The organism is Deltaproteobacteria bacterium (assembly GCA_017302835.1).
GTDB lineage: Bacteria > Bdellovibrionota > Bdellovibrionia > Bdellovibrionales > Bdellovibrionaceae > UBA2316.
The window spans coordinates 1-21,889 of record JAFLCC010000018.1; the positions used below are offsets into that span (position 1 = coordinate 1).

Below are 21,889 nucleotides of genomic sequence, written 5' to 3' on the forward strand. Positions count from 1 at the left end.
GTTTATACTTTGGAATTAAATTGAAATCTGGACCTGTTAAAACTTAAAGTCTTACTTTAAGTAAAAGTTGAAATTATCTAAACCTAGTTTTCCACATATTTCCCACTAATTTTAGAAAGTTCCCACTCACTCGCCTCTTTCATCACCAAATCTTATCGTCTTCATAAGCGGTATTTTGCTTAATCTCGCCCTTGGTCTATAATTCCATTTTTTATTGCAATTAGAAAAATAGTCATTGATCTGACCTCGATGAAAATCTAGGCTCACTTGTAAACAAAAAAAAAGGGCCAAAGGCTTGGCTTTTTTATTAAATCATTCACGGAGGGGAAACCATGAAATATATTGTCGTTCTATGTGCCACACTTTTAGGCCTAAATACTTGGGCCGTTCAATTTGATCCATTACTACAACCTTTTTTGAGCAGATCCAATGACAATAGAATCATCAGGTTGGTTGTTACCTTTAAATCAGCCATGGACACATCAAGGGTTGCACCTGTTCAGTTACGCTCCCCTAGGGCTCGCGCTCAGATGCAAAGCATGATGATGCAAAGTACGCAACAATCACAAAATAATTTCATTCAAACTCTTGGGCTCTGGAAACGTTCTGGAATTCAAAATCAATTTTATTCTCTATGGTTAATTAATGGAATGATCTTGGACCTTCCAGTTAAAGATCTAAATAAACTTGCGAGTATTGATTCTCTGGATTTTGTTTATGCTGACAACACAGTAAAACTCATCGCTCCCGTAGGTGGCCGCATGTTGGCTCCCGTACAAATGCGAGAAGAACCTCAGTTGACCTATGGCCTTCAAAAAATTAACATTCCTGCTTTTCGAGCGGCTAAGCCCGAGGTTCTCGGCAAAGGAATCCGAGTTGGCGTGATCGATACAGGAATTGATGCTACTCATCCTGATCTTGCTGGAAAAGTAGTTGCCTTTGCTGATTTGGTTTCAAAGAAGACCACTCCCTATGATGACCAAGGTCATGGAACCCACGTTTCAGGAACTATCGCTGGAGGCTATGCTTCAGGAACAGGAATAGGCGTGGCTCCTGAAGTGAAGTTCATTGATGCTTGTTTCCAACTCTTGGGGCGGCGGTTCTCCTTCTGGCGATCCAAAAGACAATGCTATGTGCAAAGCTCTTGATTCATGGGTTAAGCTTGGTGTGATGCCTATCTTTGCCGCTGGAAACTCTGGTCCCGGTCCTAAAACAGTTGGATTACCAGGCGGCTGTCCTAATGCCTTCACTATCGGAGCCACGGACAGCAATGATGCCATTGCGAGTTTTAGCTCTCGTGGACCAGCAGTTTGGAAAACGGGAAGTTTTGTTAAACCTGATATTTTAGCTCCAGGAGTGAAAGTTAAGTCCAGCTTCCCTGGAAATAAATATTCTGAACTTTCAGGGACATCGATGGCAACCCCTCATGTTGCTGGGGTCGTGGCCTTAATGTATCAATTGCAGCCAACTTTAACAGTTGATCAGTTAGCCACCGTTTTAAAGAACACAGCCACAAAAGTAGGTCAAGATCCGAACACCTACGGAAGCGGTAGAATTGATATTTTAAAAGCTTCACAAGCTTTAGGTTTTATAAATCGAGGGAGATTTTAAGCTCATACTTAGTTAGGATCCGACTAAAAATAAAAGCTGCAAACAAAAAAAAGCAGAGACCAATCATGGCTCTGCTTTTTTAATTTTTGGCTGACTGAGCTATCTAGTAGGCTATCTAGCAATTAGGCTATTTAGCCATTTGCTATGAGGCTATTTGGCTTCAACTAACTTTATTTTTTTCAAAATATCCTGATAAAGAGAACCCTGTTCGTTGTTTGTAAAAACAATGGGAGTTAAATGGGATTTTGCCTTTTCCTTAATCAAGCTCAAATTAAACTCAATCATTTTTTGTCCTTTTGTGACCTTATCGCCAATACCTACAAAAGCTTTAAATCCCTCGCCCTTCATATTAACGGTATCAATCCCGATATGAATAAGAACTTCCAACTCATCATTCCGCCTTAACACGAGTGCATGATTTGTCGGAAATAAATGTACGATCTCGCCGTCAAAGGGAGCCAATACTTCACCTTCTTTTGGGTTAATTAAAAAACCTTCTCCTAATATCTTTTGAGAAAAAGTATCATCTGGAGTCATCTCAATACTTAAAATTTCTCCAGCGACCGGGACTAAAAAACCATTTACTTCTAAATTTGAAGTTGTGGCCTTCAAGCTGGAATTAGAGCTTAAGCTGGGATTAGAGCTTGGAGTTGAAGTTGATGTTGGACCCGTCGAAACACTTGCATTCTGATTTATGAGAGACTTTATTTCTTCTTTAATTTTATCCGATTGAACTCCAAAAATAATTTGATAATTATTTCCGGTATTCATTGTCCCAGCGGCGCCAAGTCTCTTAAAAGTATCTTTACTCACTAAAGACGAATCCTTTACTGAAACTCTTAGTCTGGTGATACAAGCATCCAAACTTGCAATATTTGCGGCACCACCAAGGCCAACTAAAACATCCATTGCCAATTTACCAGTCAACTTCACTACAGGTTTTTCACTAGATTCAGTTTCTTCAACCTCACGACCTACCGTTTTCAAATTTAAAAAACCAATTAAATAGTAAAATCCAAAAAAGTAACCAGATCCAATTAAAGGGCCAACAACTAACCAAAGAGCCCAGCTATTTTTTTGATTAAAGAATCCAACGACAAAATCTATCAAGGACGCTGAAAAGGTGTATCCTAAATGAATATCAAATTGGTGAGTTAAAACTCCGGATAAGAAAGCCAAACAGACATGCAATACAAACAGCAAGGGTGCCACAAAAATAAAAGCAAACTCAATGGGTTCTGTAATACCCGTAATAATAGAAGTTAATGCAGCTGATAGCATCACTCCCCCCACAGCCTTTCTTTTCTCTGCTGGAGCTCTTAGAACCATTGCAAGGGCCGCCAATGGCAATCCAAAGAGCATGATGGGAAACTCTGAGGCCATGAACTTACCGGCTTGAGGATCACCTCCAAAATATCGAGCCGACTCTCCTTTTAAAATCTGCCCTGCAGAAGTCACAAATTCCCCAAATTCAAATAAAAATGGAGGGTAATAAACATGATGTAGACCTAAAGGAATTAACAGTCGTTTCCCAGCAGCATACAACGCCGGACCATATTCAGAGCTTAAAACGGACTGACCAAAACTATGAATTCCATGCTGAATGGGAGGCCAAAAGACGCCTAGGATTAAACCGAGCACTAAGCAAGAAGCCGCAGTCAAAATCGGTACTAACCTCTTCCCAGAAAAAAATCCAAAAACAGGATTAAGTTGAGTTTGATGAAATCTATTATATAAATTTGCTGCCAAGGCACCCACCATGATACCACCAAAAACTCCTGTATTGATGGCTATTTCACCAGGATTAAAACCAGAAATCACTTTGAGTACATTTAAAAGAGTAAAAAAACCAACACCAGCCGAAAGCGCTGCCACGCCTGCCCCTTGAGAAAATCCTACAGCAACACCCATGGCAAATATAACTGGCAACTGTTCAAAAATAGCAAGACCACCACTAAATAAAATTTCTCCCAAATTTTTTAAAATAACCATTTCAGAAAAATTGTCTTTTAAAATTCTGCCTAAAGCGACAAGCAATCCTGCAGCTGGCAAAACAGAAACTGGAACCATTAAGGACTGCCCAACTTTTTGTAATACTGAAAATGATTTATCAAAAAACTTCATACTTTCTCCAAATTACCTTGTTCTATATGTTGATAATATTTGATCTCTTCTAAGCTTAGCTGTGATAAAAGCGGCATAACTCCAAGTTAAGTTCGGAGCCCCTTGCATGTAGCCATTTTCACGGTTAAACTGCTCAGAAGTAGAGCCGTTTTCATCCGTATGAAAAATGACTCTTAACAAATAAAGGTCAGCCTCACTAATAAGATGATCAATAATTTGCTTAAATTGTGGTTGACCCGAACTTATTACCTGCCCATCTCTGAGATCTAAATTCAAAAGAGTTGAAAAGTACTTCTGATTGGCAAAATTAATAACCACTTGATTGCTTCTAATGTAACTAGTGGCCAATCTATATAAATATTCTCCAGATCCTGCAGTAATTAGGAACCAAGGATTCCCTATTGAAGTCGTTGTGTAACCATCATAGGTATCCTCTGGGTATCGACCAAAGGGTGTATTCAAAAATTGAATTTTTCCAATGTTGTAAATTGAAGAAAACGACGATTTTAAAGCCAAATAGGTAGAAAAAACCCTAGGATCAACTACGGAAAAAGATACTTGATTCATCTCAGAATGCAATACTCCAAGAAGAGCTGCACTATCCAAACCTGATCTTCCTCTATTTCTATTTGAAAAAGATTGGTAGCATGCTTCATTTGAGTAACTGGTCGCAAAAATATAGTTAACACTTGGATTCCAAAAAAAATCCAATTGAGAGGAAATATTTGCCATTTGTTTCTGATAATAATCAGCAGCTCCTGGATCTTTCATATATTTGGCAATCATCGTTCCAAAATGCATCGCTTTTCTTTGTGCCATTAAATTATAAAAATGATGTCCACACACCTCTTCCCATAAATCAAAATTAGCTCTCATCCAATTGTGAGCCACAAATTCAAGATCATTTTTAACAACTGAAAAAGTATTAAGCCGAGGATTATACAAGTTAGCCAGCATGGAAGGGTATTCTGACCAACGCTCTCGTGCCGCTAAAGACAGCAACTCGATATTAACAATGCTTCGCAAAGCAGGGCCATCATTTTGCGGTCGTCCCCAATCTTTTTTAAATGAATCGCCACTCACATAAAATTTAGGTTCACCCAAACCTAAATGATTTAGACTATTCCTCTGAAGCAAAATATTAAAATCAATAGTATCTAAAAAAAATCTTTTTAAATTTTCTTTTAATGGAGATCTAGACTGAATCGAATTATAAACTCCAATTAAACTTTCTGTAGTCAAAGCCGCATCTCTCACCCAATGATAGTAGTAATCTGGATTGGCTCTTGAAGGAGCCGCCGGTATAGCACCTCTTCTGCCATCGATATAAGAAAGATTTCTTAATAATAAGTTTACTGAATTCTGGTACTGATTTTCTATTGCAGTATTCTTATTGGCTAACAAGAACGGTACATTTTTAGTAGAGGAAAAGGATTGTGAAGAAAAAACAACAATGAGTATTGTATTTAGGATACTTTGGTATTTCATGTATACCCCCCTGACGCGATATTTTTATTACTTAGAAATTTAAGTTCAAGGTATTTTATCGCAGTTGCGCTGATGCGTTGTGTTTTTCAAAGGGTATAAAATAGCATTACCTTTTTCACCACTGTAGATAATTAGACAGGAAATAAATCCAGTAAAGTTATTGCACTAGTTAAGTATTGGGAAGAAAAACTAACAAAATGGTGTCATTTTGGCTCAAAAGTCATTTTGGCTTAAGAACTTTTCCGCCAAAAAGTTCCATTTCTTTTTCTATTTTAATTATCTGTTCGAAACTTATCGTTTCCAAAACAAAATCGATGCGGGTTTCTCTTAAAAATAGACCTTGAGTGACTCGATCATGATGAACTTCTAAAATATTGGCATTTTGACCTGCTATGATTTGAGTCAGTTTTTGTAATGTCCCTGGGGTGTCATCCACAATCACTGACATCTTAACAAGCCGACCTCTTTGTATTTGCCCACGCTCAATAACTTTAGAAACTATATTCAAATCAATGTTTCCACCACAAAGCAAAACACAAGTCTTTTCGCCAAGATCTAACTTCTTCTTCAAAACCCCAGCAAAACCTGCAGCGCCAGAACCTTCTGTCACGGTTTTAATTCTTTCAATCAGATACACAATGGCCTCAGCAATTTCATCGTCCGTTACGGTGACAATTTCATCCACATATTTTGAGATAAAATTTTCATACATAAACTGACTTGGTTTTTTGATCGCAATCCCATCTGCAATCGTGGCAATTTTTTTGACACCAGGAATCACTTCCTGATGGTGAAATAATTGACTCATCCCTGGAGTTTGAGCTGACTGAACCCCGTAAATTTTACATTGAGGACGCAACGTTTTTATGGCTATCCCGATACCGCTGATGAGCCCACCTCCACCAATAGGAATAACGATGCTATCAACATCTGGAAGCTGATGTAAAATTTCCAATCCGATAGTCCCCTGCCCCGCAATGACCCAGGGATCTTCAAAAGGGTGAACAAAAGTGTATCCCTCTTTTTTTTCTAACTCTTTAGCATACTCAAAGGCCTCATCATAGATTTCCCCTCTAAGAATCACCTCTGCTCCATAATGTTTAGTGGCTGCGATTTTGTTCAATGGCGCCGTTTCTGGCATGACAATAAGGGATCTTACACCAGCCAGTTTAGAACTCAGAGCGACACCTTGAGCATGATTCCCCGCAGAGCTGGCAACAACTCCGCGGTTTTTTTCTTCGGGCCTTAAATTCATGATGCGGTTATAAGCCCCACGAATTTTAAAACTTCCGGTTCTTTGAGTATTTTCAAATTTAAAGTAAATCGATTTTCCCAGCAATTCACTGGCTGAAGGAGAATAATCCAGCTCGGTATTTTTCACGACATTCTTTAACAGCTGCTGGGCTTTTTGAATTTCAGATATATCTACTTTAAATTCCGAACTTTTAAGAGACATTTTTTCTCTCCATTAAAATTTATAACTTAAACCCGTGTGAATTCCTAAAGCGGTAGCCTCATAAGCACCTTTTGGAGAGTTTAAACTATTCGCTGGAGTATCTGATGCCGAACCACTCACTGTGGTGTAATCAACAGCTAAATTAAACTCCAAGGGTTGAGAACCAGCTTGAAATTCATGTCCAGTTCCTAAGGTGTAGGTCGAAGCTGCTCCTGGAGGGGTAAAGCTAGCACGGGCATATTCAGTATTAGATACCTGAGAGGTCCAAACATAACCAAACCTTACAGGCCAAGAAATTCCTGCATACTCACCGGCGAGTTTAAGATTGTGCTGATCTTTCCATTTGAGATCAATATCTGTGATTTCAGCAGAGGTCGATCCTACAGTGATAGTCCCATCCACAACCACCTTTTCAATTTTGGAATATTGAGTAAATACATATTCACCAAAAAACTTCCAAGCCTCAGCTAATTTAATTTCCGTGCTCAAGCCCAGCGCCATGGGTAAAGAAGTTTCCACCTTGGCATCGACCTCTGCAATAGTTAAATCTACGACGGCTGCACAGGGATTAGTTACACCTGAAACCACAGCGGCACCACAAGCATTGGCCTTTCCAGAGGCTTTTCCTGTTCCATTTAGCTTTGTTTCTGTTCTTAACGTAAACCCTAATTTAACGGATTCACTCAAATCATATTGAGCTCCTAATCTGACGGAATCCAATTGTGCCGCTTTGATGTCTTTCACTTCAAGAGCTGTAATGGCCGCGACACCAGAGGCACTTGAAGTGTATCCCATAGAATTAAAACTGGCGTTGGTCATCGTGTATCTAATTGCAGCTCCCAGACGGAAGGATTCAGATACTTTGTAACCAAGACCTGTTGCAAATTCAGTGATCACCACATCTGATTTCACTTTGGCTTTAAAATTTCTTGGAGCAAAGTCCACATCTTCATAATTGGCTTTCACTCCACCCACCGCATAGTAACCCAATCCCAAAGATAGACTATCGGTTAATTTCATACTGTAAGTCACACCAGGAATGATAGATGCCCCATTATTTGAAGTTTCTTTTTTCTCGGCATAGGTAAATGACGAAACGGTAGGACCAGCCAAAACAACATTTGAACTTGGAACAACAGGACCTTTAACGGTTGTTGATGATTGAGACAAATTGAAAACAAATTCGCCAAATTCAGTGCTATTTACAAGACCTGCAGGATTATAGTATATAGAATCAGAGCCTTTAATTCCAGGGGCGGCAACACCTGCAACTCCCGAATACTTAGCGCCCCATAAAACTGCCTTTTCAAAACCAGCCCCGTTGGATGTAACTGATGTTAGCAGAATGGCCATGAGCAAAAAACTCTTGCTACAAATTCTTTTCATCTGAATTTTTTTCATTTGAATCCCTTTCAATTGAATGCTTTCCATTTGTTCTCCTTAATTTAGTTTTTAAACCAATTTAAGGAATATCAAATTAGAGTGACAACTCAAGGGATTTCTTTGAAATTTAAATTATTTAAATATTTGCAAATTCAATCTTCATCCAACTGCCAAAAACTAGATAGACCTTGCAAGGGTGGATAGCTCTGATGAGGCAACCTTGTTTTGAATTTAATCTGACTGCCCGAATGACTCACTCCCATAGCGGCACGTTCATCATAATATAAAAAAGGCAGCAATCTTTTGTGACAACTATGACACTCGGTAACTAATTCACCTATGCATTCATTTGTAGCTCCACAGACGTGACATCGGCGAAAATGAATTTTGATACCCAAGCGAACCTCTTTTCTAAGAGTGTCGCCCACACACTCTTTGATTCTACTTGAGTTCTTTGCAATTGATAAGCCCCCGTATCAAATTCAAGCAGGAAAAAAAAATATCGTTCCTCAAAACGAATATCCTTACTCGTTCAAGGTGGTTAGATGTTCATTCAAAATTTTGTTAGAAAATAACTCTAAATAGATTTAGGTTTTTTGCGTTACGTCATTAGACACTGATGAGAAAAAAGGTCTTATTTCGAAATGATCTTAGGGTCAAAAACAATTAGCTCCTTCTTCATACTTCCTGATGGATGCAAAAGGATTAAGATCTGTCCATTCAAATCCTCCAGGTGGATATTGATCTGATGGAAGAAGCGCAATTAAAATACCTAAATCATGAACTAAAGGAAAAGGAATAATATGAGATGGCTCGAGAATTTAATTTTTAATATTTTCTGATGGCTGTTTAAGGTAAGTGATGTTTAAAGACGCATCAACTAAAACACTGGAATATTTTGAATCTAAACTGTTATCACAAAGTAAAAGTTTCGTATCAAAACGGTAGCTCAAAGAATGACAAGAGAACACCTGGCTATTTTCTTTTTGTAATTTTCTATCAACTTGATTAGAATTTTGACTCGTGTTTTGGTTTGATTTTTGATTTAGGTTTTTCCGAAAAACATAAATTTCTATTTGAGCTTCTGATGCCGACAGTCCATTCATTGATTTTGATAGATAGGCTTTGGGACCTTTGAGCATCAAGCAGTGGTTTGAAGGTTGGCATTCATGAATTTCAAAGTCCGTCATTCCTAAAGAAATCACTGCTGGGGAACTTGAACACCAAATCAATAATAGAATTAAAACCGTACTAGCCGAATTTACCATGATTTTACTTCTCACATTTTTTCTGCTGTAAGGGTATCACCGTATTTGCGTCCTGATTTGGAAATATCCCGGCCATTGTTGGATCACCGACGCTGATCAAATCTCCACATGGATTAAATGTAAAAGGACCTAAATCTCGAATGTCTTTTGGTGGCTTTTGAGTAAACGAAATATAATTCGTTTTTGTTTTTATACTTCGACCTGAGTCCTTCAATTCTAGATCTTTCGGCACACCTTTAAAGAAATTCATATAATCATTTAGAAATGAACTAAAATAACTATCAATACATATCCCTTCGAAAAAAAGCATGCCTATTCGATTTGGATTTGCTCCTACACCCTTTGGACATGCCAACTTTGGATTGTCTATAAACCATCGTACCGCCAGCATTGAATCAATACCCAGATTTTGAATTTGGTTTATTTTTGAATTTTCGCGAAGAAGTCCAAAAGATTTATTATTTAAAAGATCATTAAAAAAAGTTGCCTTATCATTTTCTTGACGATCATCATATCGATGGAAAGCTTCTAAATACCCAGTTAAATCATAGGCATTTAAAAAATTGAAATAAATTAATGTTATATTTACAAATAATTGAAGTTCTTCAAAGTCTGCTCGATTTAAATCAATTTGATGGCGAATCTTCTCGTCGGGGCAATTAATTTCATAATCAAACTGTTTCGTTATTTTCAGTTCGCATGCATCTACAAAACTCTTATTTAAATTTCTTTCAAAAAGCGGTAAATACTTAATGGAAATTTCGGCGTTCTTATTATGATTCAAAAAATAATTCAAATTTTCAAATGACTTAATTAATTCATCAAAATATTCCTGCAAGTCCTTTTCAACGAAAAACTCCGGGTTCCCATCTAGGAAAAACTTTTCCGATACGAGACTACTTGAAAATCCCTTTTTAAAATTTTCATAGGCTTTTGTATCATTTTTAAATAATGGCTTAGACCTTATTACAAATCCTTTTAATTTAATTAAACATTCGGTCAGTGACTTGATAAATCCAGCTTTAGCATCTTTAGGATTCGTAGTCACAGCCAAAGAGGCTACTTTGTTAGCTTCGACGAAGTTATTTGTAGTTAAAATTTCTTCAGCTGAATCTGTGAGCTCTTTTGCCTTTTCTGCCGGAGGAAGATTTGAACTCATAATTCCATCGATAGAAATTTTCCTTGAAAGGCCTTCTGAATTATAAGTTGGAGAACAACTAGTAACCATCAAACCAAAGAATAAGCTGAAAACTATTCTCATCAAGGAATTAGAGATCCAAACGAATATTTGATTTCTTCTTAAATTATTTTTCATAGGGTAGTTCTCCAGTACATCCAAATTTATTTTTTTGTAGCCATTCTTTAGTGGTAGTTGATTTGGGAAGACCTTCTAGATCCTGCCATAACAATTTACCTCTTTGGGTTTTCATAGCCTCTTGGCTAGTTATCAAACCCCCTCCCGGCCGTGGATAGGTCCCCATTGCCAAGTCCTTGCAAGTAGTTTCTGTTTCGCAAAGTGTAAGGAAAACCTCGCACTGATCCCCACGGCAACTACTCTTTGAACCTTTCACTTTATAGGTTGGGAAAAGAGTCAGGAAATCGGTTAGAACTTGTTTGGCTTGGAAAGATAATTTTGGATCTATACTTTGAAGGGCATCAAAAAAAAGAGTCTGAATTCGAATTCGATTATCTTTCAAATCAATTGTCTTTGCGTTGTAAAATTGAGCAAACCCTGGCTTCAGCCATTTCTCTCCAGTAATAACAATAGCCCTTCCAATAAAATTTCTATTTTGGCAAACCTTAAAAAGAGTTTCACCGTAACTATAGGAAAAACCATCTATCTTTAAAATTTCAAAAAAGATTTTTTTAACTAAAGCTTTGCATTTGGATTTTAATCTTTCACCACCGTTTTCAAATAATGAATTTATATTTTGAAAAGATTCACATTGGAAATAATCCTTCATTTCATCGAAGTCTGAAGCCTTGGCATTATCTTGCAGCCTTTGATTTTCTGATAAAGTATAATCGTAAGTAAAATCAAGAAGCTTAAATCCAATGGGTAAATTGAGTTCTAAAAGAACCCAGGTATCTGATGAACCATAGCTATGTGTTGTTACAGGATCAACAGAAGTATATAACCCATATCCATACATATATGAATTTCCATTAGTTCCAAAGCGATCCCAGAAAACATGACTTAATGCTTTCGCTCTTTCCAATTGAGCGCTCTGATCCCCTACCTCTCCTCCTTGGCTCCAACTAAAGACAGTCACAGATTTTTTTAGTGTTTTTACTTTTGTGGCAAAATATTCAACTAATTTGGTAATGTCTTTGCCGTCATAAACGTGCAATGAATCCGCTTTTAAAACTTGCACAGAAAATAATAAAAATAAACTACCTATAAATTTAAGCTTCATTGCCATCTCCTTTTTTTTGCGGCCGAGGTACCACATTACATCCAGCTGTCGTTGGATCTTGAGCACATCTATTCAAAATATAGAGACTGCGAAGAATCCCTTTGCCAATGGCCTTGGCCCATTCAGATTCAGTTAAATACATATCTTCATCCATGTTTGATAAAACTGGGGCCGGCAGACCTAAACTTTGAATATAAAATGAGATTATATTTCTACTCACTCTTCCATTTCCATCAGCAAAGGGATGAACACCTATAAACTGACGTTGAATTCTTGCCAAAGTAAGCAAGAAATCTTCACTTATTTGCCCTTCTTGCCGCCACTTTAATACTATTTGATTAAGATCTGCTAGCCACATTTCAAAAGATTTATGCACTTCCACAGCTGATGGATAATCTACATAACCACACTGTGAATCTTCATTTCTTTCGTTTTTAAAAAATTTGGACGCATTTACTTCGGCCCACTCGTTTCTAAAAAACCAAGGTTCCTTATTTTTAATTCGAGTTTCAATTTTATCAATAATTCCTGAAATCTGCTGGTCGTAACAAATTGTAGGATTCCAAATAAAAAGACTTTTAGATGGGTTTAAATAACTTTTATAACCTGCCCCTAATTTAAGAGATTTAATTTGTTCTTTACTAACTGCTTTTTTACGATAAATAAATAAGCCAACTTCATCTTGTTTTCGAATTTGGCCTGCATTCATCATCAACTTGTCCATCATTTGCTCGTGCATTTTAAGGATCCATTCTTCAGAAATAGATGACAATGGAAACTCATTCACGATGTCATCTGATTTTGGTATCGTTAGCTCCATAAAGGCTTGACCTTTTTCCCAACTCATCCAAGTTTCAGGTGCTGGGTCATAAACAACATAGGGATTAAATTTTGATAAATAGCGATGATGGGCCCAATCAGGTCCATTAATAAATTGTGGCCCAATGTAATCACTGATCCTGTCGTAACTAGGAATTCCTTTTTGCTTCAACATGACCTTGGCTTCTTGAAACCGATCATAGACATGACAAAAATTCGAAGTGCCAAGAAATTGAGTTTTCATATTCTCTAGCAATGCCGGACAAGCGACGACGGGCTCACCAAGTATCAAGATCAATGCTAGAAAATTTAATTTCCATTTCTGTATTTGGCTCATGATCTAAGCTCCTCACTTAAATTGAACCGGCAATATAAAAGACTGTTTTAATTATTTCCACTGTAGAGATTTGAGCAAATATGTATTTTTTACAACTGCTTGCGGACTGGCCATAAAAGCCATTAAAATTCGTCGTTCACTGTTCTTTCATTTTCAATTCGGCTGAGGAGTAAATATAAAGAAGGTACTACAATCAAGGTGAAAAAAGTTGAGACAATACTTCCACCAATAATGGTCAATCCCATGGGAGCTCTTGTTTCTGAACCTATGCTATTACCAATAACCAAAGGCAATGCGGCAAGTACTGTGGCTACTGAGGTCATCAGAATAGGACGCAATCGTATCGGACAAGCTTCCAATAAAGCCTCTTTAACTAGTCCACTATTTTTAGAGGAAAGTTGAGTGTTCTTTTCAGGTTGAACTTCATGTTGAACCTTGTGATGTTGAAATAATTTACGACGAATTTGATTTGTAAATTCCACCAACAAAATAGAATTCTTTTTAGCAATCCCCATAAGCACAATAATTCCAATAAAACTAAATAGATTTAAAGAAACTCCAAAAAGCCACAAAGCTAAAAAAGCTCCGGTGATACTAAAAGGAAGGGCCACCAAAATAACAACCGGGTGAATAAACGAATTAAATTGAATGGCCAAAATCATGTAGGCTACCACGATTCCAACAAGGAGAGCGCTGATCAAGCTTTTGAAAGCTTCTTCTAAACCAGAGGCCGCGCCCTCTAGCGCAAAGTCGTAACCTGCTGGAAGAATTTCCTTGGCATAACTTCTGGTTTTATCCAAAACGGCGCTCTGGGAAAGACCTTGAGCCAACCCCCCGAAAACCGAAACAATTCGCTGCCGATTGATTCTAGTGATTGTCTGCAAAGCCCCCTTTGTTTCCATATTCACAGCACGCTCTAAAGGAATCAAATTTCCAAATGAATTTCGTATTTCTAAATTTGAAATATCTTTTTCCGATTTGACGTACTCATCGGGAATTTTAATACGTATGTCAAAACGCTTCCCATCGGAAGTAAAACGTCCCTGCCGAATGCCACCGAGTGCCGCATTTAAAGTTTTTGAAACGCTATCTTTGGTGAGCCCCAAATTATACAACTCTCCAGAGGGCTTAGGCTGCACTAGCAGCTCAGGCAGTCCTAATTTAAAATCTGTATCTAAGTCCACAGAAAGTTTTTCATCACTTAAGCGTTTCATTAGTTCTTCAGACTTATCTTTAAGAAAAATTAAATCAGGGCCCCTTAAATTAAAAGCGATAGGAAAGGATCTTCCAGAAGTAATTCCTCGAGCTGAGATATCACGCATCTGAATACGAACGCCTTTAACCGCCTTAAATTTTTCTCTGAATTGATCCATGAGCTGAAGATGGGTTAAATCTCTTGTTTCTTTAGATTTTAATTTCATGGCAATGGTAATATTATTCACTGAGGTGCTTAAACCACCTAAACCTACACTCACAATATAACCTTCCAGATAGGGATTATCTTTAATTACATTTTCAACCTCAATGGATTTAGTATAAGTGGTGTCTAGAGAGCTTCCTGGAGGAGTCATTGCCGTCAATAAAATAATATTTTGATCTTGCGGTGGCAGTAGTTCTTTTTTAACAAGCTTAATTAATTGTAACGAAACAATAAACACAGCGAGGGAGCCTATCACGACTGTTTTTGACCACTGTAATGTTTTACCTAAGATTTTCCGATAGGCATGAGAAAACTTTTCAGAAATTTCATCTAGTTTGTGTTCAAATTTAGAAATTTTTGGACTTCCAGATAGGAAGGCTGCAGCCCTCATAGGCGTGATGGTTACGGCCTCCAGCAAAGAGAGCAAGATAGCTGCAGACATGGCAATCCCAAACTGAAAGAAAAACTTCCCATAAATTCCATCCATAAACACAACAGGTAAAAAGATAGCTACCACAGACAAGGAGGCAGCAATTGCTGAAGGAAGTATTTCCTTTGAACCATCACTTGCTGCCTTATTGGGACTTTTTCCCATACGGTAATGGCGAACAATATTTTCCAACAACATGATCGCATCATCTACCACAATCGAAATAGAGAGCGTGAGGGCAAGTAATGTAAATAAATTTAAAGTCATTCCCGAAAAATAAAGAATGATAAAAGTACCAAATATAGACGTCGGAATTGAAAATAAAATATTGATGGCCGAACTTAAACTTCCTAAAAAGACAAAACAAACAAGAATAGTTATGAATCCAGCTACAATGAGTTTTTCAATTGTCGAATGAACCGTCGCCTTCGTTGGTAACGTAAAATCGATATTAACTTGAGTGAAAAAGCCAGAGGGCAAATTGGGTTTTAATTCCTCCATTTTTTTTCGAATATTTTCAGACAGATCCACTTCATTCGCACCACGCTGCTTCTTAACACTCAAGAAAACAGCTTCTTGACCCTTAATTCTTGCCATTCTTCGAATATCACTCAGACCATCTTCCACACGAGCCACGTCTTTTATTTTTAAAGCTGTTTCTGGCTGCACGATTTGTCCACCACGCTTCAAAATTCGAATCTCTGCAAATTGCTCTGGAGAAATAAGCTCCCCGAGCCATCTCACTCTTAGCTCCTTATCCTTCGCGACAAACTGCCCGGCCGCTGATTCTCGATGCTGAGAAGAAATGGCTTCCAGAACATCCACGATGGTTAACTCATGCTTTTTCAGTTTGATGGGGTCAATCCACACCCGTAAGTTGCGAGCTGAAAAACCCGCAATAGAAACTTCGCCAATATTGGGAACAAACCTAATTTTATCCAAATAATAATTATCAATCCACCTCATGGTTTCCTTAAGGGACTGACCCGAAGAAACTCCTAGGATCATGATGGGATCTTCCTCGGGATTTGTTTTTCTAATTACAGGAGGATCTATCTCTGCAGGCAAGATAAGCTGACTTAAATTGGATTGAACTTCCTGCAAGGCCACATCAATATTTCTATTTATATTGAACTCAAGACGAACACTGCCTGAACCTTGTCTGGCCACAGACTTCATTTCTTTAACGCCTTCAATATTTAAAAGTCTTTGCTCAATGGGATCTAGAATTTCCGTTTCAATAAGTTCTGGCGAAGCTCCTTCAAAATTAACAGATATATCTAATATCGGAAAATCCACGTCGGGCAATTGACTCACCCCTAGACGACTTAAGGATATCCCCCCAAAAATGATAAGAGCGCTCATCAAAATCCAGGCAAAAACGGGTCGTTTTATGGATAAATCAATTAAATTCATTTATGTAAGATTCGGGCCAATTAATTACAAACTCAATGAAAATCGAAAAGCCAGTTGACTATAGCCCATAGCTTCAACAATTGGTGAAAATTCAATTCCTTGAAAATATTTAGAAAATCCATCCCTATTTTGAATACATTGAAGATACTCAGGCTCTTTCCATTCTGGAACCTGAAGTAACAAAAGTTCATCAGTTATTTTGACGGGACTTACATTATCAAATTCCTTTAAAAATTCAAAATGCTCTTCCACACATTTTCCATTGCAACTTAAAATTAACTCCCCTAAGGAGTTTCCATAATCCATAGGATATGGCAAATCTTTCATTCTCCGAAACACTGTAGATTCTTTGATCCCCCATAACTGAAAATTTACAGGAAGCGATAGCATAAATTTTCGATCAGCATGCCATCCTTGAACTCTAATCGACTGGAGAGTGTTATAGTCGTTAATCCAAAAATGAACATCCAAGAGGACCGTTCCTTCTAATGGTAGGTAAGTGGACAAGATGGAACGTATTTTTTCTTGAAAAGTTTTCTTAGTTACGGACCAATTTACATTTGTGGAAGCATAGGTGTATTCAAGTTCATTTTCACAAAGAGAATGTTCATAAAACTGAACACAACCGATATGACTGGCCATCGCAAGGCGCGAAAAAAATATTAAACAAAGAATTGTGAAAAGCAGTTTCACTTAGTTCCATTTTCAATAATTTGCGAAAAACTCTTTACTTCTAAGGAGGCCCCGCCCACTAAAAAACCATTAACGTTTTCAATAGCAATAAGTTCCTTTGAATTATCAGCTTTAACAGATCCCCCATACAAGATAGAAACAGTTGAAAGATTTAATTCTGATAGAATTTTTTTGACGAAAGCATGGGTCTCTCGAACTTGCTCAATAGAGGCAATTTTACCAGTCCCAATGGCCCAAACAGGTTCATAGGCGACAACTAAGTTTTCATTAGTAACCTGCCTTAAACCAGCTTTGAGTTGGCTTTCTAACACTTTTTCAGTCAGGCCAGATTCGCGTTCTTGCAAAGACTCGCCCACGCAGAAAACTGGAGTTAGCGACTGATTTTGTAATTTTATTATCTTCTGATTTAAAAATTCATTTGTTTCATTAAAATAGCTTCGTCTTTCCGAGTGACCCACCAAGCTATACTTTCCACACAAATCCTTTAAAACCTGCATGGAGTTTTCACCTGTGAATGCTCCACTCGATTCTGGATAGACATTCTGGGCTCCCCATCCCAAAACCCCATCCAAGTCCGCATTCTTATTTATTTTTAAAATACCTTCAGATGCTGCTTCCCAATTTGAAGCTGGAGGAAAAAAAACAACATTAATTTTCTTTTCATTTTTTATTTTTGTTAAAAACTCTGAACAAAAGCCAGAAAACTCAGAAAAAAATTCTCTGGTTTGTTTTGGGTTTTTATTTAACTTCCAGTTAGCAGCAAAAATCAATGGCTTCATAAAAATCCTAAAAAAATATTATTAATGACTCACTATTCAATTTCTCAAATTCTCAATTTCTGATTTTAAATCGCAGAACTTCAAGTCCTGGAAGCTTATCACCTTGTAAGTACTCAAGACTGGCTCCACCACCTGTAGAAATGTGAGTCATCTTGTCAGCATAACCACTCATTTCCGCAGCGGAAGCACTGTCTCCACCTCCTACAATTTTAACAGCCTTGGATTCGGCAATAGCTTTGGCCAAGCCAAAGGTTCCTTTAGAAAAGGCAGGGGTTTCAAAAACACCCATGGGACCGTTCCAAAAAACCGTTCCTGCTTCAGCAATCAAGGTATTGAATTTTTTTAAAGATTCTGGGCCGATATCCACTCCCAACTCATTTTCGCCAATGGTTTTGGAAATTTTGGCATCCGTCGTATTTGAAATAGAGGTTGTCACTAAATGATCTACTGGCAATAAAATGGTTTTATTCCTCGCTTCGATCCTTTCAATCATCTCTTTCGCATACTTGAGTTTATCGTTTTCAACTAAGGACTTTCCAACTGGCTGTCCCTGAGCTTTTAAAAAAGTGTAAGCCATCGCTCCACCGATAATAAAAGCATCCACAACTTCCATCAATTTTTCAATCACCGCAATCTTATCTGATACCTTTGAGCCACCTAAAACAGCCACATAGGGTCTCTTTGGATTTTCTAATAGCTGGTCAAGCATATTGATTTCTTTTTCAATCAGAAAACCAATCCCTCTTTGGGGAATGAGTTTGGGTAAAGCATGAATTGTTGCATGGGCACGATGAGAAGCGCCAAAAGCATCGTTAATATAAATATCTGTATAGGAAGCAATTCTTTGAGCAAACTCTTCAGAATCTTTTGTTTCGCCTGGTTCAAATCGCACATTCTCTAGAAGAATCATCTGATCTTTTCTTAAAGTATGTAACAATTGCTTTACTGCCGTGGCTTTAGGATCCTCAACAAGGATGACTTCCATATTTAATTTTTCGGAAAGCCTCTTTGCCACAGGCTCTAAAGAAAACTCCTTATCTTTTTCAGATTTGGGTCTCCCAAGGTGAGAAGCTAAAACTAACTTTCCACCTTTTCCCTGAATATATTTAATAGTTTCTAAAGTCGCATTGATTCGATTTTCATCAGTGATAGTGCCCTTATCCAAAGGCACATTCAGATCCAATCTTAAAAAAACAACTTTATCTTGAAATTCAAAATCACGAACTGTTTTTATTCCTTTTAATCCGGACACAAGATCACCTTTCTAAAAAAATTCTTATAAACCTTTTTCAGCCATGTATTTTACGAAATCGACCATTCTTTGTGAAAATCCGGTCTCGTTATCATACCAAGAAAGTACTTTGCCCATTTTTGGCGAAACCACCATTGTGCTTTGCATATCTACAATTGAAGAATGAGTATTTCCATTGAAATCAACAGAAACGAGTTCTTGTTCTTCACAGTATAAGACATTTTTTAAATTTGTTTTTGCGGCTTTTCGTAAAGCTTCATTGATCGTATCCACAGTCATTGTATTTTGTGTTAAAAAAGTAAAATCCACAACACTCACATTGGGAGTTGGAACACGAACTGCCATACCATCAATTTTCCCTTTAAGTTCTGGCAACACCAAACCTACGGCCTTAGCGGCACCGGTGGTTGTCGGAATCATGCTAATACCCGCAGATCTAGCTCTCCTTAAATCTTTATGATTTGTGTCTAGAATTCGTTGATCATTGGTGTATGAGTGAATGGTTGTCATGGTTCCATTTTCAATCTTAAATGTATCATTAAGTACTTTAGCTAAAGGGGCTAAACAATTTGTCGTGCAAGAAGCATTGGATAGAAATTGATGTTTTACGGGATTGTAATCTGCATGATTCACTCCATACACAACCGTTAAATCAACACCATCTGCAGGGGCAGAGATAAACACTTTTTTGGCACCAGCCTGAATGTGTTTCTGATAATCATCTCTTCCTTTTAAAACACCTGTGCACTCAAGAACTACATCCACTCCCAAGTCTTTCCATGGAATTTCTGCAGGATTTTTTTGAGAAAAGTATTTGACCTGTTTGCCATTTACAAAAAAATCTTTTTCATTATGAGTAACTTCAGCTTTAAATTTTCCATGGGTTGAATCGTATTGTAATAAATGGGCTGCGCATTCAATATTGTCCAACGAGTTAACGGCTACAATATCCAATTCTTCAAAACCGACTCTAAATAAGACTCTTCCTATTCGACCAAAACCATTAATACCTACTTTGATTTTCTTAGACATACGGACTCCTTGTTAATTATCTTCGTTTTTGTTTTGTTGTTCTTCATTTATAAGTTTAATTTATACAACTCAGAAGGTTTCATAATACAAAACCTGCATTTCCTCAATCATAGAAGTAAACTTCTCGTGTGTTGACTCTGTGTGCCGCATGGATTTTTTACCATTCCCATTCTTCAGCTTTGAGGGACTCAAAATAAAGATGACCTGTTAATTTAAAATTTTTCATGTTTTTAGGTATCACTGCATTTTCACTTCGAAAATACAAAGGAAGCACAGGGATATCCCGGGTGTACAACTTAATTAATTCATCATTTATATGTTTTCTTTTTTGTGGGTCAAGCTCGTACTCATAGCCATCGGCAAACTTGTCTGCCTGGGAATTTATATAGCCAGTAAAATTTTGCCCAGTCCATGTATTTTTTTCAGAAGGAATATTTTTTGAACTCATCACTGCTTTTTGAGAGTTTTCAGGAAAGCTAATCCAGGCAAACATGGCTAAATCAAATTTGCGCTTAGGAATCACTTCGGTAAATAAAAACCGAGCCACTTCTGACTTCACTTGTAAATCGACACCAAGGGTTTTCCATTGAGCCTGAATGATGGATCCAAAAGTTTCATTCACCTTTGATTCCGCATCTAGACTCAATGAAAAGGATAGTTTTTGTCCTTTTTTATATCGATAACCATCAGGATCTAACACCCATCCAGCCTCTTCGAGTAAGGCTTTGGCTTTTCGTTTGTCTGGCTCATAAAAGGTAACGATTTTTTTATCTTCAGTATAAAGCCGATCTAGTGGAGAGGTAAAATGATGCGCTAAAGTGGCTTTACCTTCAAAAACGGAATTGAGTATTTCTTGTTTGTTTAATCCAAAAGACAAAGCCTTGCGAACTTTGATTTCCTTTAAAATAGGGTGATCTAAATTAATATCTAAATGGTAATAGGTCACACCGTCTTGAAAGACAATTTGATAGGGCAACTTCTCTTCTTCTAATTTACTTCGAAGAGCTAATGCCTGATCAAAATCTAAACCAATCCGAGATATCATGTCTAAATTCTTGGATCTTAGATTGGCCTCCAATACTCCCGAATTCGTAATTATTTTTATAATTATTTTTTTAATTTTAGGTTTGGGACCATAAAAATTTTCATTGGGAACAAGCACAATATGGGAACCCAGCTTGGCCTCTGAAACAAGATAAGGCCCATTCCACAATCCCTTAGTTGCAGGATTTTTTTGATACAAAGAATTATGTTCATAACCTTCTTTCTCGCTCCCAAATTTTTGAAAAATTTCCTTTTCAAGATGTTCCGGCAGAGGCGAAGGTGTTCTTAAGACGAAATCCCATTTAGCTACCCTGTATTTTACTTGACACTTTGTTGGTTCTTTTTCATTCCAAATCACATCTTCGATGTCATCTACATCATCTTTGGTGGGTAATGAAACATTGGGATTTAAGCCAAACTGCCAAGCAAATTTTAAATCTTTACATGTTATGGGGACGCCATCACCCCATTTAAGACCTTCAATAAACTCCCAGGTAGCAACTAATTTTTTAATATTTTTACTGGGTGACTTTTCATTACTTTTTTCAAAAACCAGACTTGCTGATTTGTCTGTTAAGCTAGGAACTTTTTTGACAATCATAGGTCTCACCTGACTTTGTTCATCCAAATAAACGAGGGGCCTATAAGAAAAATAAATCATGTACCGTGCTACGGCAGATGAAGACAGAATGGGATGCAAAGTTTCATATTCGGAATTAACACCTATACGAAGCTCTTCATGCTTGGCAAAAGAGTTTTCCATATAGAAAAATAAAAAGAGATACACAAAGGCAAAAAACACCGAACTTTTTTTTACTGAAAGAACAAAGTCAGAAATCTTGATAATCTTGATAATCTTGATAATCTTGATAATCTTGATAATCTTGATAAAATTCATAAAACCACCTTATGACCTAGTC

At 37.3% G+C, this 21,889-nt stretch carries 17 protein-coding genes; 2 read left to right on the forward strand and 15 right to left on the reverse strand.

What is annotated here, in order from left to right; translation table 11 throughout:
* The first annotated feature begins 332 nt into the window (after positions 1-332).
* Positions 333-1,148 (forward strand): S8 family serine peptidase, encoded by an 816-nt coding sequence (locus tag J0M15_14575; protein ID MBN8538275.1) that lies wholly within the window; start codon positions 333-335, stop codon positions 1,146-1,148.
* Positions 1,072-1,611 carry a S8 family serine peptidase gene (locus tag J0M15_14580; GenBank protein ID MBN8538276.1) on the forward strand — a complete coding sequence of 180 codons (540 nt, stop codon included), beginning with the start codon at positions 1,072-1,074 and terminating at the stop codon, positions 1,609-1,611. The genes J0M15_14575 and J0M15_14580 overlap by 77 nt, the downstream gene beginning before the upstream one ends.
* Positions 1,612-1,761: 150 nt before the next feature.
* On the opposite strand, the gene J0M15_14585 is transcribed toward J0M15_14580, so the two are convergent.
* The 15 genes from J0M15_14585 to J0M15_14655 all read right to left on the reverse strand — a co-directional run bounded on the left by J0M15_14585 (position 1,762) and on the right by J0M15_14655 (position 21,867).
* On the reverse strand, positions 1,762-3,735 hold the full coding sequence (locus J0M15_14585; protein MBN8538277.1) for a PTS transporter subunit EIIC: 1,974 nt from the start codon (positions 3,733-3,735) through the stop codon (positions 1,762-1,764).
* Between the two features lie 12 nt (positions 3,736-3,747).
* Complete coding sequence (locus J0M15_14590; protein MBN8538278.1) at positions 3,748-5,223, reverse strand: glycoside hydrolase family 15 protein; 1,476 nt, start codon at positions 5,221-5,223, stop codon at positions 3,748-3,750.
* Between the two features lie 220 nt (positions 5,224-5,443).
* On the reverse strand, positions 5,444-6,679 hold the full coding sequence (locus J0M15_14595; protein MBN8538279.1) for a threonine ammonia-lyase: 1,236 nt from the start codon (positions 6,677-6,679) through the stop codon (positions 5,444-5,446).
* 12 nt (positions 6,680-6,691) lie between these two features.
* Positions 6,692-8,110 carry an outer membrane protein transport protein gene (locus tag J0M15_14600; GenBank protein MBN8538280.1) on the reverse strand — a complete coding sequence of 473 codons (1,419 nt, stop codon included), beginning with the start codon at positions 8,108-8,110 and terminating at the stop codon, positions 6,692-6,694.
* Positions 8,111-8,214: 104 nt separating this feature from the next.
* Positions 8,215-8,460 carry a hypothetical protein gene (locus J0M15_14605; GenBank protein ID MBN8538281.1) on the reverse strand — a complete coding sequence of 82 codons (246 nt, stop codon included), beginning with the start codon at positions 8,458-8,460 and terminating at the stop codon, positions 8,215-8,217.
* Positions 8,461-8,883: 423 nt separating this feature from the next.
* A complete protein-coding gene (locus J0M15_14610; GenBank protein MBN8538282.1) occupies positions 8,884-9,330 on the reverse strand; it encodes a hypothetical protein in 447 nt (148 codons plus the stop codon).
* Positions 9,331-9,334: 4 nt separating this feature from the next.
* Complete coding sequence (locus J0M15_14615; protein ID MBN8538283.1) at positions 9,335-10,645, reverse strand: hypothetical protein; 1,311 nt, start codon at positions 10,643-10,645, stop codon at positions 9,335-9,337.
* Positions 10,635-11,747 (reverse strand): hypothetical protein, encoded by a 1,113-nt coding sequence (locus tag J0M15_14620; GenBank protein MBN8538284.1) that lies wholly within the window; start codon positions 11,745-11,747, stop codon positions 10,635-10,637. The genes J0M15_14615 and J0M15_14620 overlap by 11 nt, the downstream gene beginning before the upstream one ends.
* Positions 11,737-12,903: a Fic family protein gene (locus tag J0M15_14625; GenBank protein MBN8538285.1), complete on the reverse strand. Its 1,167-nt coding sequence runs from the start codon at positions 12,901-12,903 to the stop codon at positions 11,737-11,739. The genes J0M15_14620 and J0M15_14625 overlap by 11 nt, the downstream gene beginning before the upstream one ends.
* Before the next feature lie 122 nt (positions 12,904-13,025).
* Complete coding sequence (locus J0M15_14630) at positions 13,026-16,169, reverse strand: efflux RND transporter permease subunit (GenBank protein ID MBN8538286.1); 3,144 nt, start codon at positions 16,167-16,169, stop codon at positions 13,026-13,028.
* A 24-nt stretch (positions 16,170-16,193) separates the two neighbouring features.
* On the reverse strand, positions 16,194-16,862 hold the full coding sequence (locus J0M15_14635; protein ID MBN8538287.1) for a hypothetical protein: 669 nt from the start codon (positions 16,860-16,862) through the stop codon (positions 16,194-16,196).
* The gene (locus J0M15_14640; GenBank protein MBN8538288.1) at positions 16,859-17,641 is read right to left on the reverse strand and encodes a triose-phosphate isomerase; all 783 of its coding nucleotides are present in this window, start codon (positions 17,639-17,641) and stop codon (positions 16,859-16,861) included. The genes J0M15_14635 and J0M15_14640 overlap by 4 nt, the downstream gene beginning before the upstream one ends.
* A 52-nt stretch (positions 17,642-17,693) precedes the next feature.
* The gene (locus J0M15_14645; GenBank protein ID MBN8538289.1) at positions 17,694-18,875 is read right to left on the reverse strand and encodes a phosphoglycerate kinase; all 1,182 of its coding nucleotides are present in this window, start codon (positions 18,873-18,875) and stop codon (positions 17,694-17,696) included.
* A gap of 42 nt (positions 18,876-18,917) precedes the next feature.
* Entirely contained in the window at positions 18,918-19,925 is a 1,008-nt protein-coding gene (gene gap / locus J0M15_14650) for a type I glyceraldehyde-3-phosphate dehydrogenase (GenBank protein ID MBN8538290.1), read from the reverse strand.
* A gap of 157 nt (positions 19,926-20,082) precedes the next feature.
* Positions 20,083-21,867 carry a peptide ABC transporter substrate-binding protein gene (locus tag J0M15_14655; protein MBN8538291.1) on the reverse strand — a complete coding sequence of 595 codons (1,785 nt, stop codon included), beginning with the start codon at positions 21,865-21,867 and terminating at the stop codon, positions 20,083-20,085.
* Positions 21,868-21,889 lie beyond the last annotated feature (22 nt).